Source organism: Marisediminicola sp. LYQ134 (assembly GCF_046599635.1).
Taxonomy (GTDB): domain Bacteria; phylum Actinomycetota; class Actinomycetes; order Actinomycetales; family Microbacteriaceae; genus Marisediminicola.
The window spans coordinates 1069505-1086036 of record NZ_JBKIWP010000001.1 but is presented as its reverse complement, the minus strand read 5'-3'; the positions used below and the strand labels follow the sequence as shown (position 1 = coordinate 1086036).

Genomic DNA, 16532 nt, shown 5'->3' with positions numbered 1-16532 from the left:
GGTTTGGTTTCTCTTCGGGTGAGAGGGGCGGGTAGCCCCGTCGACTAGGGGTTCGACGGGAAGAGAGCAGTTTATCGCCACCGTGGACGGAAACTCCAGAGGCACTTACAGGGCGAGATGCCGCGCCGCGTGCTCACTGAACCGCGTCGCGGCGGCGAAGAGGACGGGGAATATCGCCGAGTGGTCTCGCGCGGAGGATGTGTGACCGTCGATGACCGAGAACGGGTCGCGGTTCCGACGTCCCCGCCGAGCACGGTCCATCCAGGTTCGCGGTGCGGCGTCGAGCGGCACGAGCCCCCGGTAAAAGTTGAGCCGCGCGACGAGGTTCGAGAACGTATCGTCTTCGCTCGTCGTCATCGCTGTCTCGGAATCGACCCCCGCGAGGTGAGCGATCTCGAGCAGCGTGAAGACCTTCGATTGAACACCGGGAAGGGTGCGATTGATTCTCGCGCGGTGGTCGAGCTCGGCGACGAGAATGAGATCGGCACCGGCGATGAGTTCGACATCCAGAGCGCGGGAGACGTGCGCACCGAGACCGTCGGTGGCTGCGCCCTGGTCGGCGAGCAGCTGCTGAGCCAGTCCGCACATGGGTGCCCCGTCGATCGCGGACAGTCCGGCGCTCCTGACAGCGAACCTGGCTTCGAGTCCGGCGAAGGCGAACGATTCCCGCATCACCGCCTCCACATAGGGCGATCGACAGATGTTGGCCTCGCACACGACGAGGATGCTCGCGGGCTCAGGCACGACGTAGCGATCGGGCGAGGACGTATCCATCTAGGGTGCCGCGGATCGCTGCCCACGCGGGGCGCGGCGAACGGAGAAGCTGCCGGCGACCACCTTGCAGCAGGATCTCCCATGCGATCGGGAGCGAGTGGCGTGCCCACGCCCGCTGTTGGTTGTGGGGGAGGTGGAGGGCTGCGAAGAGCCAGCGATTGCGGATGTTGTAGTAGTAGTAGACCGCAGATTTCGGCTGTCCAGAGTGCTGGTGGCCGTCGGCGCCCTGCGTGCCTCCTTCCGCGTGTATCGCGGTGGCCGTCTCCACGACCTCGACCGTTCCGCCGTGGGCGAGAACTCGACGGGAGAGGTCGATGTCTTCCCAATACAGGAAGTATCGGTCGTCGAAGCCACCGATGAGCTCCCAGAGTCGGAGGCTGATCACGAGGCACGCGCCGCTGAGCCAGGGCATGGTGCGGGCGCCGGGAACTTCGTGGCGCCGTCGCGCGGACCGGACTCGGCCGTCATCGAGGTAGAGGTCGGATCCAGCGAACCAGGACGAGCCGTCCGGACGCGTCACGATCGGCGAGGCCAGCACGAGGTCGTCCTCGTCGATGCGTTCGACGAGCGCCCGGAGGCTGACTGAATCGATGACGGCGTCGGGATTGAGAAGCAAGAACGTCGTGTGTCCGAGAGCCTTCGCCGTATCGACTCCGACGTTCATGCCGCCGCCGAACCCGAGGTTGCCGTCGTTCAGAACGGAGACCCATCCCCTGCGTGAGCAGAGTTCGCTCACTCGACTTCGCTCACCGGCGTCGGAGAAGTTGTCGACCACGACGACGGTCGCGTCAGGCTCAGCACCCGCGACGGCGCCGAGGTTGACCTCGAGCAAACCCGATGACCGGTAGTTGACGACGATGACAGCCAAGTCGGAGTGGGGCACGGGTTCGCTCTCTGGCTCGATGGCTCGACGCTCGTTCGGCAGAACGCCGGAAAGCCCTCGACCAGGATAATGGTCTCAGGTCGCGCGGCGATCGAATCGCCGACGAACGGACATCCATGGACACCCCGCCCTCCGCACCCTCCGGGAGGGGCGTGACGACACTGACCATCGCGGTTCTCACGTATCAGCGGGATCGTGACCTCGCTGCCATCCTGCCCCTCCTCGCCGAGCATGCCAGCGAGGTGACGACGGACATCAGGTACATCGATGTCCTGGTCGTGGACAACGATCCCGTCGGAGGGGCGCACTCTCACGTGCAGAGTTTCGGCTCGTCCAGCGCGGCCCGTTCCATCGAGGTCCGATACGTCAACGAGACGCACCCGGGCATCTCCGCCGCGCGCAATCGCGCGTTGGCGGAGTGCGGGGCGAGTGATCTCCTCGTCTTCATCGATGACGATGAGAGACCGACCCCCGGATGGCTGACGAACCTTCTCGCTGCGCGGGAGAGATTTGACGCCACTGCGGTCGTGGGCCCCGTCATCTCCGAGTTCGAGAGACAGCCAGAGCCCTGGATCGTCGCCGGTCGTTTCTTCCAGCGCCGACGACTTGCAACAGGAACCCGCATCGATGTCGCGGCCACCAATAACCTGCTTCTCGACATGTCGTTCGTTCGACGTCACAACCTCGAGTTCGATCTCGCCTTCGGACTGACGGGCGGTGACGACACCATGTTCACGCGTCAGCTGCGGGCGTCGGGCGGCACGATGGTGTGGTGCGACGAGGCCATCGTCACCGACGTGGTGCCTCGAGCGAGGTCGACTCGACGGTGGGTGGTTCTGCGCGCATTCAGCAGTGGCAACAGTTGGGCGCTGACGGGCGTGAAGCTGGCGAAGACGAAGCGGACTGCCGCTCTCGTGCGAGCTCGCGTGACCGTCGAAGGGATCATCCGGATCGGAGTCGGCCTCGCACGCATCACGATCGGTTGCGCGACTCTCGACCAGGGTCACCGAGCGCGGGGCGTCCGAACGCTCGCGCGCGGAGCCGGAATGGCAGCGGGTTCGTGGGGGTTCGGCTACCGCGAATACGCGCGGCCGACGAGAGCCACCGCCCGGCGATAGGCCGCGACGTGATCTCGGCCCGCCGTGGACCATGCTCTGCCGCTCAGGTCGGGCGGGGTGGGCGGGCGCGGCGTCGCGGATCGGTGGGCCTCTTCGATCGCTGCCGACGTCAGATCACCCTCGTATTGCATGACCCAACCCGATCCGACTTCGGCCGCCAGACGGGCGTTGACGTCATTGGCGGGAACGAGCACGGGCGTCCCGAGCGAGAGCGCCGCCAAGGCTCCTCCCGAGTTGTGCATGAATCGGTAGGGAAGGACCACGAGTTCGGCTTCGGTGGCGATGGAGACGAGATCGGCGTCGGAGAGGTAGCGCAAGTCGAGGCTGATCCGGTCGTCCGCACCGGCAGCGTCCTCGAGGGTCTGTCGGATCTCCGCTGACGACGGTTTCCCGCCGATGTGGAGCGAGAAGGACGAGTCCAAGGTGTGGAATCTCTCGACGAGAAGTTCAACCCCTTTATAACGACGAATCAGCCCGAAATAGGCCAGCCGCCCCGGAACCGGGGGCCTCTTCTCGAACCGGCCGAACCAGTCGCGGTAGTGGCCGTGGGGGATGAGGGCGTAGTCGCGCCCCGCCTCCGTCGGCGTGCTGTCATTCAATCGGATGCGCAAGGTCGTCATCGCGTCCAATCGGCGCAGGACGAAATCATCGAACCGGGAGAGACCGGACGGGAGTTCGAGATTGTGCATGGTCCTCACGACCGCGACTCGCCCGACTCGCAGCTTGACCAAGAGCAGAAGCGTGAGAAAGCGCCGGACGCCGCTCTTGATCGTCGAGGAACCCGCCAAGAGGTTCTCCGGCCAGTGGGCGTGGAAGACGTCGAATCGTGTCAGCAGCGCGCTGCGCCAGGAGAACGTCTTCAGCTCGACATCGGGAGCCGCGACGAGTTCGTCCCTCAGCATCACGATGTAGGGATTCGTCGTTTCCCGCGGTGCGGGGAAAGACTGCTGAACGATGATCCGGGGCTCGCTACTGGGTGACACGATGCACTCCCGTCACATCCGCATAACTGATCTATGCCTAAGCTATCAATTCTTGGGTAGCGCCAAGATCACCACGGGGGTCGTGCCAGCGCGCCTGTGCCCACGATGAGCCGGAGGATTCAGTGGACTCGCCTGAATACGTCGCGACACTGCGCAAGTACAAATACCTGATCCTCGCGCTCGGCGTTGTGGGCACGATCGCCGGGCTCGTCTTCGCGTCGACGATGCCGACCCTGTATCAAGCGCGGAGCAGCGTTTTCGTGTCCTCACAGCGCGGAGAGACTTCGAGCGAGCTCCTCCAGGGGTCGACCTTCACCCAGAACCTGGTCCAGACCTACGCGACTCTCGCCACCACCCCCGCCGTCTTGAATCCAGTCATCGACAGGCTGAACCTCGACACGTCGCCGCAAGCGCTCGCGCGGTCCATCACCGCCGACGCGCCGATCAACACCGTCATCATCGAGATCACCGTGCAGAACGGGAGTGCCGCGCAAGCCGCGCGGATCGCCGACGCCGTCACAGACTCGCTCGCGCGCACCGCCGAAGACCTCTCACCGGCGGATGAGGAGGGCAACCCATCCATCATCATGGAGACGGTCTCTCCCGCACAGACCCCGAGCGCGCCCGCCTCACCCAACGTGCGTCTCATCGTGGTGTCGGGGCTACTGGCCGGGCTCGCGCTCGGAGTCACGTACGCCTTCGGTCGGGTGCTGCTCGACACTCGCGTTCGTTCCAAGGCAGATATCGCTCGCCTCACCGACGTTCCCGTTCTGGGCTCCATCGCGCAGATGAAGCGCGGGACGGCGGGTGTCGTCATGCGTGTTGCACCGCGATCGTCGGCGGCCGAGGACTATCGGCGACTCCGCACCAACCTCGCTTTCGCGGACATCGACGAAGTGTCTCGTTCGGTCGTCGTCACGTCGGCGAGCGCGGGTGCCGGCAAGACCGTCACCTCCATCAACCTCGCACTCGCCATGGCGGAGGCCGGTCGAACCGTCCTCCTCATCGACGCGGACCTCCGGCGTCCCGCCGTCGCCCAGTATTGCGAGATCGACGGAGACGTCGGACTCACGTCTGTCCTCCTCGGCACATCCTCGTTCGATCTCGCGGTCCAGAGGTGGGGCGACGCGATCGACATCATCCCCTCGGGAATCGTGCCGCCGAACCCGGTGCAGCTCCTCACCTCCGCCGCGATGGCCACGCTCATCGCCGAGATCGAACCGCACTACGACTTCGTCGTCATCGACAGCCCGCCACTGCTGCCCGTGAGCGACGCGCTCGCGCTGGCACCGCTCGTCGATGGGGCGATCGTTATCTCGCGCGTGGGCGTGACGAAGCGGAATGAGCTGACGTCGACACTCGAGGCGCTGGACGCGGTGAACAGCCGTGTTCTCGGGGTCGTCCTGAACCGCTCGAAGCCCTCGCGGGCGAACTCCTACTACGGGCGCGGTGAAGACCAGAAGGCCGCGACACCGCCGCAAGATCAGGCAGCCGCTCCCGTCGAGCCGAGTGACATCGAGCCCATCACTCCGACGGCCTCGCGCGGACCTCGACCCTAGACGGGTCGTCGAGGCCGACGCTTCGGCGATCGCTCTATTCGCGGGGTCGCGTCGGCGAGGGTGGGGGTGCCTCGAGCGGTCATTGCGAGGCCGAGCGCGAGGATGAGCAGCGGTGCGGAGGATGACAGGGGGCTGAAGGGAAGGTTCCACAGGGTCTTGAGGGCAACGAAGAGAAACAGACCGCTCGCTGCCGATGTGGCGATTCCGACGCTCATGCCTCTGACCACGAGCACGATCATCACCGCAGCCAAGGCGATCCCGGCGAGTCCGAACGCTGCCCACAGATTTCCCGCAATCGAGTGCAGTTCGAACTGCGACCCGAACATGTAGCGCTCGACGTAGCCGTTATTCGGCGCGTAATTGATGTCCGCCATGCCCGACTTGGCGGCCAGGATGTCGCTCAGGGACGGCTGAGTTCCTGAGCCGAATCCCCAGGGACTGTCCCGCATGAGGGCGAGAGTGGCGGCGATCTCCGGGCGTCCGCCCACGATGATGGATCCAGCGGCATTGACCTGTTCGGCGGTCCGTTGCTGAGTCGCTTCTCCGAGGTATCCGTCCAGGATCAGGGCCTGCCCGAGAGCGTAAACCGCGAGAATCAGCCCGGCGCCTCCGCTCGCGATCGCAACTGCCGAACGGGGACGACTGAGCGATGAGGGCCTGGACTGCCAGGCGACAAGCACAAGCGCGATCAAGACGATGCCGAAAGAGGACCGACCATCGGTGACCGCGGAGATCACCACGAGCGCCGCGAGGAGAACGACTTCAAGCCATCGCTTGCCGATCCGCTGTGCGAGCGCCAGCACGATGACGGTGACCGCGACAGAGAATCCGAACTTCCACGGGTTCGTCGCGAACAGCGGGCTCGAGGGGGAGACGCTTGCGAGAAGACCCAGCCCGAAGAGGAGCCCCACACTGTGATCGGACATCAGTGTTCTCGCCCACATGATCACACCAGCGCCGAAGACGATCTCGCCAACGAGCGACGAGTTGCGAAGCATGACACTCAGACTGACCGCATGGTCAACCGACGAGAATTCGGTGAGCCACAGCCCGGAAGCGATCGCGACGAGTCCGACGATCAGAAGAGTCCATGCCCCGGAATACTTCGCGAGCACCCGCAGCCACAGCGGCGCGAGAAGGATGCACACGATGAACCCGATGGTCACGCCATGGATGATCTCGACACGAGCCGCGAGCGCCACGATGGCCGCGCCTGCCGCAATGCGATTCATGGTCGTTGCAGAAGGTTGCGCTCGGAGAACCGACTGCGCTCGCTCGGCCACGGTGTGCATGGTTAATGTGCCATCTCTCTACCGCGGCGGGACCGGTCGGCCTCGATGCAGGACCGTGCTGCTCGAGAGTCCCGCGGCAGCGCCTTCCGGTACGACACCGCCGATATGATTATCGGATATCGGCAGGAGGAAAGCGATTTGTTTGCCCGAAACATTCGCATCGAAGCCCGTCGCGTTCGACTTTACCAATCGATCCGCACGGCACACCTCGAGCGCGCCCACGAGCTTGGCACCGCCGCGATCGTGTACCAGGTTCAGCGCTACGACTTCGATGAGAGCGCGGCGAAGGGCATCGAGCTCATGCGGGCGTCGCCGATCGAGACAGCCTTTCTCATCGCACGCTCCGACTTGGACGTCGTCGAGATCAACGAACCACTCATGTTGTCGAGTCTCCTCACGAGCTCGCTGACTATCGCGGCACTTCGCCTGCGGTACGCAGGCAACCCGCGACGTCGACCAGACGTCGTCACGTACGCGATCGGGAACTCCGACCCGTTCGCTCAGATGCCGACCGGCGCGCGACTGAGAACACGGTTGCGGCGACGGGGTGAGCGAGTTCTCGCACGGTACGTGATGAAGAGAGTCGATCGCGTGGCCTTCGGCACCTCGGACGCTCGAGCACTCTATGGTGACGTTCTGGGCGACGGCCGGTCGGGCGCTCGATCGACGGTCATCGAGGCCCTCCCTGCTGCGTGCGAATGCATTCAGGTCGCCCGAGACGCCGACACCGTCGTGTTCCTCGGCGCTCTCGTGGAGCGCAAAGGATTTCCGCTCGTGCTCGAAGCATGGGAGCACGTTCTCGCGTTGCATCCCTCAGCCCGCCTTCGCATCCTGGGAAAAGGTCCGCTCGAATCGGTCGCGCGCGCGGCGACAGACAGCACCGCGTCGGTCTCCCTGCACATCGACCCCGACCGCAGCGATATTCATACCGAACTGCGCAGATCGGCAGTGCTCGTTCTTCCCTCGCAGGCGAGCGCCACGTGGCGGGAGCAGGTGGGGCTCCCGATCGTCGAAGGATTGGCGCACGGCACAACGGTTGTGACGACTCGCGAAACAGGACTCGCCTCGTGGCTCGACAGCCACGGGCACGGTGTCGTCGACTCCGACGCGGGACCCGGCGATCTCGCTCGGGCCATCGTGGATCGACTCATCCGTCGCCGGTCAGCTGACGAGGTCCTCGCAACCCTCCCTGCGCGCGACGGTCGGCTCGAGGCCGACGATTGGCTCTTCGCAGCGCCGGAGACCCCCGTGATCAGCCGCGTCGGACCACCGCGGTGACGAGCACGGACCCGAGACCCCACCTGTGGAAAGTCGTCGGCAACACCGCCATGGCGAAGCTCGTCGTCATGGGGCTGTCGGGCGTTCTCGGAATCGTCACGAGCAGGCTCATCATCCAGCACTTCGGCACCGACGCCTACGCCCAGTACGGTCTCCTGGCGAGCTTCCCCGCGCTGCTCCCGTTCGCCGACCTCGGTATCGCGGCCGTCGTGATCAACGCGATCGCGGGGTCCAAGAACCCTCGCAGTGACGACTACGTGCGCAGGGCGGTCACGACGGCATTCCGCATCCTCATCGTGTCGGGGGGCATCATCATCCTCGTCGGCGTGGTCATCACCGCCCTCGGATGGTGGCCGCTGTTGCTGGGCAACGCCCTCCTCCCGGAAGGCGGTAGCCTCGCGGCGTTCCTGTGCCTCGCCGTTTTCGGACTCGTTCTTCCCCTCACCGTCGGGCAGCGCATCCTCGTCGGTTTGGGCAAGACGACGACCCAGGTGGCGAGCCAATCCGTTGTCGCCCCGTTCATGATCCTGAGCGTTCTCACTGTTCTCGCGCTCTCGGCGCCGGCGGGGAGCTTTCTCGCAGTCTTCTCCTACATCGGCAACGCGCTGGTCTCGGTCATCTGCCTCATCATTGCGGCGAAGGCGATGTCGCCTCAGTTGAAGAATGCGATGCGCGACGTTTTCCGATTGAAGAGCGTGCGCGGAGTCGCTGTCATCGGCCTCGCCTGGCCGATGCTCGTGCAGATGGTCGCCCTACCGGTGGCCATGCAATCCGATCGTCTTCTCCTGAGTCACCTGGCCGACAGCGACGAATTGGCTCGATACAACCTTGCCGCTCAGCTCTTCGGCATCATCCTCCAGACCATCGCCGCCGCAGGCGTCGCACTGTGGCCGATCTACGCCCGGGCGAGGTCAGACGCGAGAATCGATTCCCCTATCGTTCCCACCCTCTATTTCCTGCTGGGTGGGGTCGTCTTGGGGGGCGCCCTCGGCGTGGTCTCGCCGTGGATCGTCGCCTTCGTCTCGGACGGTCAACTCGAATTCGACGGCTGGTTGCTCGGCGGCTTCATCGCGTTCGTGGGCTTGCAGGCCGCCAAATACCCCATCGGTATGTATATGACAGACAAACAGGGCCTCGTGTTTCAGGTGGTTCCCATCGTCCTCATGATCCCCCTGAACATCGGTATCTCGTGGTGGTTGATCGGGCTTGTGGGGGCGGGAGGAACGGTCATCGGATCGGCCATAGCCGTTCTGCTGTGTCAGGTGCTCCCCAACTTGTTCTACGTGCTCAATGACCTCAAGAAACGCCGCGCTCAGGAGAATTCCACCTATGTCGATCAATGACTCTGGCCGAGTCGATATCGCCTTCCCCGCCGAGAGAAACGTCTCGGCCTGGTCAGATCGGAACGCGGCGGGAGAGGTGCCTGGTCGATGGCCGTACGGGCTCGAGGCGATCACCCACCCGACGAAAGCGGTGGCGATCCGTTCCCTCGACGCCCCCACGGTGTTTCAGAAGCTTCGCAACAGGGTGACTGTGCGCCCGATCTCCTCGCGGCGCGAGCGCACCGTCGGCGTGACCTGGGATGAGAACACCGCCCATCGAATGGTCCTCGCGGGGGGACACGCGCTGATGCACACCGGAGTCATCTGGCTGACTGATCTCCTCGAGCGATCGCCAGGTGGGTATTCTGCGATGCGCAGGAGCCTTCTCGCCATGGAATCGATCTGGGTACTGAGTCGCGCGCAGATCGATCCTCTACGACGATTCCTCGGCCCGTCGTCGCCTCCGATCGATTTCGTCAGATTCGGTGTGGACCCGCGGTTCTTCTCACCCTCGCCGTATCCGCGGTCCCCGATGGTCTTCAGCGCCGGGGGAGATCGGGATCGCGATGCCGGCACTCTCCTCGAGGCCTTCGAGCAGATTGCGATCGAGCGTCCCGACGCCGAACTCGTCGTCCAAACGACGTCAGCCCTCCCGGTACCGCCGGGCGTAGTGGCAATCCCGCACGTGTCTCACCGGGAGCTCCGGGACTTCTACCGCCGGGCGAGCGTCGTTGCGATTGCAACGCGTCCGAATCTCCACGTGTCGGGGATGACCGTCGCGCTCGAATCGATGAGCGTGGGGCGTCCGGTGGTGGTCACATCCACGCCCGGAATGGATGACTACGTCCAGGACGGTGAGACCGGTCGATTGGCTACCGTGGGGGATGGTTCGTCGGTGGCGGCCGCAGTGCTCGACCTCCTTCGAGCGCCGGATGTCGCCGCCGATCTCGGGCGGGCTGCCCGCGCGGCGGTGGAGGACGACATGACGACTGCGCATCTCGCCGGGCGGCTGTCGCGGATCATCGCCCGCAGCTGAGTGATTAGCACACGCGCCTTCTCGATACGGAAGAGGGGTGGATGGCTCTCGCCATCCACCCCTCGTGGTCATCGCGACCGTTAATTCTCGCGCGGGACTCCTGCCCAGACATCGTCGAAGGTCACGACCACCGGTGCGGTCGTCGAATTCGATGACAGCCAGGTCGCAAGACCGATGTGCCCGGGACTCTGAAGCGCCGCAGTCGTATCGGTCCTGCTGATCTGCCACGCGGCCGGCTCTTCGGCCCCGACGCGCCACACCTTCGCTCGAATGGTGGTCGGACTCGTTCCGACGACCTGCATCCGCATATTGAGCTGTTCACCGGGGACGTAGGTGAGTCCCGTCACACGGACCGCGTGGAGGGTGCTCGACCCCCGGTTCACCTCGAGATTGATGCGTCCGTCGGTGAGGAACCCGATCCTCGCGCGGTAGTCGGCGCCGGTGTCGAGTCGACGACCGATCACCGAGGCGTAGGTTCCCGAACCCGTCGCCGCCTGTGCCGCGGTCACAACCGCGCGCACCTCGGTATCGACCGACGCCGAGTCCGTGAGGTAGGCGTTGACGGTCGCTCCCGGGCTGCTCGCACGCAGTCGAGCGGCTCCGTCTGCGACGGAGTAGTTCGTCGCCGAACCGGTGACCGTCCAGGAGCCTCCCTTGCTGGCCGAGCCGAGACCTGCTTCGACTGTTCGAGCGAAGTCGTCGATCGCAAAGGCGTTCGGATCACCGGGTGCGGGCTCGGGCTCGGGCTCAGGCTCGGGCTCGGGCTCCGGCTCGGGCTCCGGCTCCGGTTGGGGGTCGGCGGGCGTCGTCGCGGGTGCAGTCACGGTCACGGGCTTCGTGATCGCGTTCGTGGCGCCCCGGTCGTCGGTCACCGTCAACGTCACCTGATAGGTGCCGGCCACGGCGAAGGCGTGCGAAACGGTTGTGCCCGAGACCGGAGCCGAACCATCACCGAAGTTCCAGGATCGAGCCGTGATGGTTCCGTCTGAGTCCGTCGAGCTCGACCCGTCGAAGGTTGCCACGAGATCGTTCACTGCCACCGTGTAGGCGGCGGCGGGGGCACGGTTCGCCGGTTCCTCGGCTACCGGAGGCTGCTCGGGGGTGGCGGGTGAGCCGGTTCCTCGGGTTCCGGGTGTTCCGGCCCAGATGTCGTCGAAGGTGGTCGTCGCGGGGGCACTCGTCGAGTTCGACGCGACCCAGGACGCGAGCCCGATGTGGCCCGGCGTTTGGAGTGACGGCATCGTGTCGGTGCGGCTGACCTGCCATGTCGAGGGCTCAGCACTTCCGACTTTCCAGACCTTGGCCTGAATCGTCGTGGGGTTCGTGCCGGTGACCTGCATCCGCATCTGGAGCTGGTCTCCCGCGGCATAGGTCAGGCCGGAGACACGCACGGCCTGAAGGGTCGTGCTGCCGCGGTTGACTTCGACGTTGATCCGACCGTCGGTGAGGAACCCGATCCTGGCGCGGTAGTCGTTGCTGTTGTCCAACCGACGACCGATGACCGACGCGTAGGTGCCCGAGCCTGTCGGTGTCTGCTGCGCAGTCACGATGGCCTGGACCTCGGTGTCGGTCGACGACACCGCGGTGAGGTAGGCGTTGACCGTTGCTCCTGCAGCACTCGAGCGGAGTCTCGCGACCCCGTCGGCGACGCTGTAGTTCGCGGCAGTTCCCGTGACCGTCCAGTTTCCGCCTCGATCGGCGGTGCCCAGACCCGAGCTGACCGTGCGACCGAATCCATCGACCGCGAGGGCAGCAGGGTCCCCGGGTTCGGGCTCGGGTTCAGGTTCGGGGTCGGGTGCGGGAGCCGTCACGGTGACCGCGGAGGTGCGGGTGGCGGTTGCTCCGGTGTTGTCGGTGACCGTCAGGGTCACCTGGTAGGTGCCGGCAGCCGCGAAGGTGTGTGTCGTCCTCGCCCCGCTCGCGGCGGGGGAGCCGTCGCCGAAGTTCCACGAATACGACTCGACAGTTCCGTCTGTGTCTGTCGAGGTCGATGCGTCGAACGCGACGGCGAGGTTACTCAGAGTCGACGTGAACGCCGCCGTCGGAGCCACATTCGGCGCTACCGCGGAGATCGATTGAACTGTTTTGGCCGTGAGACCCAGGTCGTCGGTGACGGTGAGCGACACGTCGTAGGTGCCGGCGTTGGTGAACTCGTGATTGACGATTTCACCCGAACCGGTCCGACCGTCACCGAAGTCCCACTGCCAACTCTCGATCGTGCCGTCTGCGTCTGACGATGCCGATCCGTCGAAAGCGCCGACGAGTCCTTCGAGTTCCGACGTGAACGATGCCGAGGGCGGCGCGTTGTTCGATCGCAGCGCGTGGTGCCGGGAAACGACGTCGGCAGACAGGGCGCCGTTGTAGATCGCAACCTCGTCGATCCGACCGTCGAAGTAGTTCGTCGACGAGCCTCCCCACGTGGTGTCTCCGCCCACGCGCCAGTAACCGTCGTAGCCTTCCGCTGCGGTCGCGGGGTTCGTTCCGACCGACTGTCCGTCGACGTAGAGACGCAGCCCAGCGGCGGACTGGGTCGCGACGACGTGGTGCCACTCGCCGTCGTTATACGTCGAGGGTGTCACGATGGTGTTCTCCTGGCCGGTCCATGTTCCGAAGACCAGACGACCGCTGTCCTGCATGTAGACGTGCCGATCATACGAACCGGAATTGCCCGACTGGTTCGATCCGAACCCGATGAGCTTGCCTCCGCGCGTCGTCGTCGTGTTGAACCAGAGTTCGGTCGAGTACGACTGCGGGTTGCTGAAGCGGTTCGAGGTCGAAACGAGTCCCGAGTTGCCGTCGAAGTCGAAACCGGTGTTGCCGTCGACGCTCAGAGCACCCTCGACGCCGCGTTGCACGCCGTCCGAAATGATGCCGGGCGACGAGTTGACGCCCGAATCCCGCGCCTCATTGCCGCTGGCCTCGTTGAATCGCCAGTAGAGCTCAGGCGACTCGCTCACGACGCTCGCGCCGTAGGAGTCGGATGGCGGGGCCGGAAGCGCTTCGCCTCGGCCGGAAGCGACGTAGTGGGTGTTGACCTGTCGCGCATTCAACGGCGCCGGATAGACGGCGACATCGTCGATGCTCCCCGTGAAGTAGGGCTGACCGCTCCATGTCGAGTCTCCACCGATTCTCCAGTGACCGGAATACGCTTGCGCCGAGGTCGTGTCTGTTCGCTGGCCGACTCGTTCACCGTCGACGTAGAGCTGCATACCCGCGGCGCTCAGGTTGCCGACCACGTGATGCCATTCACCGTCGTTGAATCCGGGGGCACTCTCGAGGATGCGCGAGCTGCCCGGGTACACACCGAAGAGCACGCGCCCGCCCTCGTCCATGTATACGTGACGGTCGTAGCTGTTGGAGTTGCCGGAGTTCGCGTTGCCGAAGCCGACGATCTTTCCCCCGGAGGTCGACGTGGTCTTGAACCAGGCCTCGACTGCGAAGGTCTGAGGCCCCTCGACGGGTGACTTGGTAGCGACGAGCCCCGTCGTGGTTCCGGAGAACGATGCGGCGGTGTCGGTGTCTCCGGCGATCGCGCCGGTCTGACCGAAAGTCACACCGGTGCCCGCAGCGGCATCGGAGACCCCGGCCCAATCGGCCACAGTGGCGGCGGTGGCATCGGAGCCGACCCGCCAGAAGTGGGAGGCGCCGTCGTTGAGTACGGCGGAGGCGTAATCGGAGAGGGAGCCCTCCGCCGCGACGGTCACGGGGACGGTGTCTCCGAGGACCGCGTTGCCGTTCGGATCGATGGCCCTCAATCGGTAGGTGTAAGTCTGTCCGGGAACCAGGTTGGTGTCGATGAACGACAGCGAGGGTCGGTCCCACCAGCCGGTGGATGCGGCGACCGTCGTGTGGACAGGCTCGGCGAGATTCCCGTTGCGAATGACCTGGTAGGTCAGGTTGCGATTGTCTCGGTCGGTGTTGGTCTGCCACGTCAAGCGTGCTTGTCCCTCGACTCGGGAGGAGACGTTCGGGACGAATTCCGCGCCGCTGTAGCGCGGACCGTCCTTCAGGGGTGCGACCTCCGGCATCGCGAAACGCACGAGCCCCTGCTGCGCTGCGCCGTTGACCGTGGGGAATTCTCCACCCAGGACGACGTATCGGTTGCCGGCGTCGATCGACCACGCTGCCTGATTCGATCCGGTGTACGAACCGATGGTCAGATCGGGAAGCCAGTTGAGGATGCTCGGCGCAGGCTGACCGGCGAAGTTGCCGGAGCCGAGAGTCTGCGTCGCCTCCATCGGGAACGCGTTGGCGCGCTGGAACGACCAGGGCTCGGTCTGCGGCCATCCCCCGATGCGGGAACAGTCGTGCGGGTGGCCCGCGGTGTACACCGCTCCCTCGTAGGGGACAGAGTCGTAGGTGTCACCCGCGCAATCCGCAATCCAGTCGATGGCGCCGCGGTCCCAGTCGGCCTTGAATGTGCCCTCGAGGTTGCCCCCGGAACCGAAGTGGTATCCGGTGCCGTACACACTGTCGCCATCCGACGAGAGGCTGTAGATCGCGGCGCTCGCACCGCCGTTGCGCACCACTTGCCCGACGTCCCACGGCAGCGACCCACCAGTTGTCGCGTCGAGCGCGGCGAGCCCGAAGCCCGGAGACGATTGGCCGTTCACCGAGGTGAAGCTGCCGCCGATGACGATTTTGGAGCGGTCGGGCGAGACTTCGATTCCGCGGACATAGTTGTCTGCGGCCGCGGCCGAAAAGGGGAGGACAGCCCCCGAAGTCGCATTGACGGCCGCGATGCGCAGGCGCGGGGTGGAATTGATGTTCGTGAACGATCCGCCCAGGTAGACCGTCGTCGGGGTGACAGCGACCGAGACCACGGGGGCGTTCGTGCCCGCGTTGAAGCCCGCGATGACCTGTCCGGTGGCCGTGTTCAGAGCGGCGACGCGGTACTTCGCGACGCCGTCGACACTCGTGAAGTTGCCCACGACATAGAGGCGAGACCCGTCGGCCGACACCTCGATGTCGCGAACGAGTGCATTGAACCGAGGAGCGATCGAATCGATCAACACGCCAGTGCGCAGGTCGTATGCGAGGAAGTTGCTCCTCTGCACCGTGTTCTGGCCCCGCGCGGATCCCGCGGGTCGAGCGGTCGTGAACTCACCACCCACGAAGACGACGTTCCCGACGATCTTCTGCGTCCACACGACACCGTCGATCTGCACTGTTGGCAGGGCGTCGGATGACACGGTCGTCGGCTCTGTCGAGCTGATCGGAGCAGTGTCTGCGGAGGCTGATTGCACGGCGACCAGCGGGCCGGCCGCGACGACAAGGGCGAGGAGCACGGCAAGGGGGCGCGCGCTACGAAGGGGGGTGAAACGCATGAAACTGCCTCAGTTCGGGTATGAGACGGCAAAGAGATGTGCCGGGGGTGCTGTAGTCGGGTTCTGCAGCACACCTCGGGTAAGGAGTGCTTTGTGGTTACACCGTCAGCGTCGACGGGATGGGGATTCGTCGATGATCAGCCACCGGGTAGTGGAGGATCGCGAGACGGGCCCGAGATTCGTCCTTCTTTGCCCCACTCGGGTGAAGGGGGCTGAGAGTAGAAGGAAAAGCGGGGGTAGCGATGCCGGGAGTGGGGGTAACACACCCAGACACCCCGAATCCTAAACGCTCAACCAGGCGGAATACAATACCCAGAGCGGCGTTTTCCGGGGGGACTACTCCGGGAAGGTGCCTTCGAAGACGAGCGGCGGAACGCCCACGAAGTAATCCACGATGATGCGTCCCGAGCCCCGCTCCTCTTCAGGCACGCGGAAGACGTACGTGCCCTCAACGGATTCGCCCGCCCCGACCTCCGTAGGGAGGGGGGATCCACCCGGCTCGGTCAGAGCAAGAGCCGGCGTCTGATCGGACCCGTAGGACACGTCGATCACGGTGTAGCGGAGATCGACACTCTCCTCGGTCGTATTGTCGATGGTCACGCGAAACCGCACCGAAGCTCCCGCGACCTCCCCTGGGAGGGTCGCTTCGCCCTCGACTGCCTCGAGTCGGCTGATCGACGCAGCCAATCCCGTCTCGAGTTCTCCGGGCTCATCGAGCGCGAGCGGCGGATCTGCGGAATCCTGACCGTCCTGCTCGCCGGGCTCTTCAGGGTCGAGCGGCTCGGCGGGTGTCGGGTAGGCGGAGGGGAAGGGCGCCGAAGTGGGGCCGGGGTCGACGTCGTCGTCGCCTGCCCCCCTGCCGTCAGACCTCTGCATGCCGAGGATGATCGCGACGATCACTATCGCGACCAGCGCGACTACCACGGCGCCGATGACGAGAGCCCTCGCGCCGGGACGTGA

General features: G+C 65.2%; 11 protein-coding genes. 5 read left to right on the top strand and 6 right to left on the bottom strand.

Annotated elements, in window-relative coordinates; translation table 11 throughout:
- Nucleotides 1-105: 105 nt before the first annotated feature.
- Complete coding sequence (locus ACLHIH_RS05245; RefSeq protein WP_411315642.1) at nucleotides 106-774, bottom strand: hypothetical protein; 669 nt, start codon at nucleotides 772-774, stop codon at nucleotides 106-108.
- On the bottom strand, nucleotides 737-1657 hold the full coding sequence (locus tag ACLHIH_RS05240) for a glycosyltransferase family 2 protein (RefSeq protein WP_411315641.1): 921 nt from the start codon (nucleotides 1655-1657) through the stop codon (nucleotides 737-739). Before ACLHIH_RS05240 ends, ACLHIH_RS05245 begins: the two co-directional genes overlap by 38 nt.
- Before the next feature lie 152 nt (nucleotides 1658-1809).
- Between ACLHIH_RS05240 and ACLHIH_RS05235 the strand changes: the two genes are divergently transcribed.
- Nucleotides 1810-2775, top strand: a complete 966-nt coding sequence (locus ACLHIH_RS05235) for a glycosyltransferase family 2 protein (RefSeq protein ID WP_411315640.1) — start codon at nucleotides 1810-1812, stop codon at nucleotides 2773-2775.
- Here the strand turns inward: ACLHIH_RS05235 and ACLHIH_RS05230 are convergent.
- Complete coding sequence (locus ACLHIH_RS05230) at nucleotides 2730-3677, bottom strand: glycosyltransferase (protein WP_411316321.1); 948 nt, start codon at nucleotides 3675-3677, stop codon at nucleotides 2730-2732. The genes ACLHIH_RS05235 and ACLHIH_RS05230 overlap by 46 nt on opposite strands.
- A 203-nt stretch (nucleotides 3678-3880) precedes the next feature.
- Here ACLHIH_RS05230 and ACLHIH_RS05225 point away from each other — a divergent pair, with 203 nt between their 5' ends.
- Nucleotides 3881-5317, top strand: coding sequence for a polysaccharide biosynthesis tyrosine autokinase (locus ACLHIH_RS05225; RefSeq protein WP_411315639.1), 1437 nt, complete (start codon nucleotides 3881-3883; stop codon nucleotides 5315-5317).
- On the opposite strand, the gene ACLHIH_RS05220 is transcribed toward ACLHIH_RS05225, so the two are convergent.
- Complete coding sequence (locus tag ACLHIH_RS05220) at nucleotides 5314-6600, bottom strand: hypothetical protein (RefSeq protein ID WP_411315638.1); 1287 nt, start codon at nucleotides 6598-6600, stop codon at nucleotides 5314-5316. The genes ACLHIH_RS05225 and ACLHIH_RS05220 overlap by 4 nt on opposite strands.
- Before the next feature lie 147 nt (nucleotides 6601-6747).
- On the opposite strand from ACLHIH_RS05220, the gene ACLHIH_RS05215 reads away from it, so the two are divergent.
- Genes ACLHIH_RS05215 through ACLHIH_RS05205 form a run of 3 tightly spaced genes read left to right on the top strand, consistent with a single transcriptional unit; the run spans nucleotide 6748 to nucleotide 10245 of the window.
- Nucleotides 6748-7887 (top strand): glycosyltransferase family 4 protein, encoded by a 1140-nt coding sequence (locus ACLHIH_RS05215; RefSeq protein ID WP_411315637.1) that lies wholly within the window; start codon nucleotides 6748-6750, stop codon nucleotides 7885-7887.
- Entirely contained in the window at nucleotides 7884-9230 is a 1347-nt protein-coding gene (locus tag ACLHIH_RS05210) for a lipopolysaccharide biosynthesis protein (RefSeq protein WP_411315636.1), read from the top strand. Before ACLHIH_RS05215 ends, ACLHIH_RS05210 begins: the two co-directional genes overlap by 4 nt.
- Nucleotides 9217-10245 carry a glycosyltransferase family 4 protein gene (locus ACLHIH_RS05205; protein WP_411315635.1) on the top strand — a complete coding sequence of 343 codons (1029 nt, stop codon included), beginning with the start codon at nucleotides 9217-9219 and terminating at the stop codon, nucleotides 10243-10245. The genes ACLHIH_RS05210 and ACLHIH_RS05205 overlap by 14 nt, the downstream gene beginning before the upstream one ends.
- Before the next feature lie 80 nt (nucleotides 10246-10325).
- Here the strand turns inward: ACLHIH_RS05205 and ACLHIH_RS05200 are convergent, their stop codons facing one another.
- Together ACLHIH_RS05200 and ACLHIH_RS05195 are read right to left on the bottom strand one after the other, a co-directional pair.
- Nucleotides 10326-15572, bottom strand: coding sequence for a PKD domain-containing protein (locus ACLHIH_RS05200; protein WP_411315634.1), 5247 nt, complete (start codon nucleotides 15570-15572; stop codon nucleotides 10326-10328).
- Nucleotides 15573-15908: 336 nt separating this feature from the next.
- On the bottom strand, nucleotides 15909-16496 hold the full coding sequence (locus ACLHIH_RS05195; protein ID WP_411315633.1) for a hypothetical protein: 588 nt from the start codon (nucleotides 16494-16496) through the stop codon (nucleotides 15909-15911).
- Between the last annotated feature and the right edge of the window lie 36 nt (nucleotides 16497-16532).

Coding starts and splice junctions, on each gene's coding strand:
- ACLHIH_RS05245 (WP_411315642.1), bottom strand. CDS start 774: ATGGATACGTCCTCGCCCGATCGCTACGTCGTGCCTGAGCCCGCGAGC.
- ACLHIH_RS05230 (WP_411316321.1), bottom strand. CDS start 3,677: ATGCTGAGGGACGAACTCGTCGCGGCTCCCGATGTCGAGCTGAAGACG.
- ACLHIH_RS05205 (WP_411315635.1), top strand. CDS start 9,217: ATGTCGATCAATGACTCTGGCCGAGTCGATATCGCCTTCCCCGCCGAG.
- ACLHIH_RS05200 (WP_411315634.1), bottom strand. CDS start 15,572: ATGCGTTTCACCCCCCTTCGTAGCGCGCGCCCCCTTGCCGTGCTCCTC.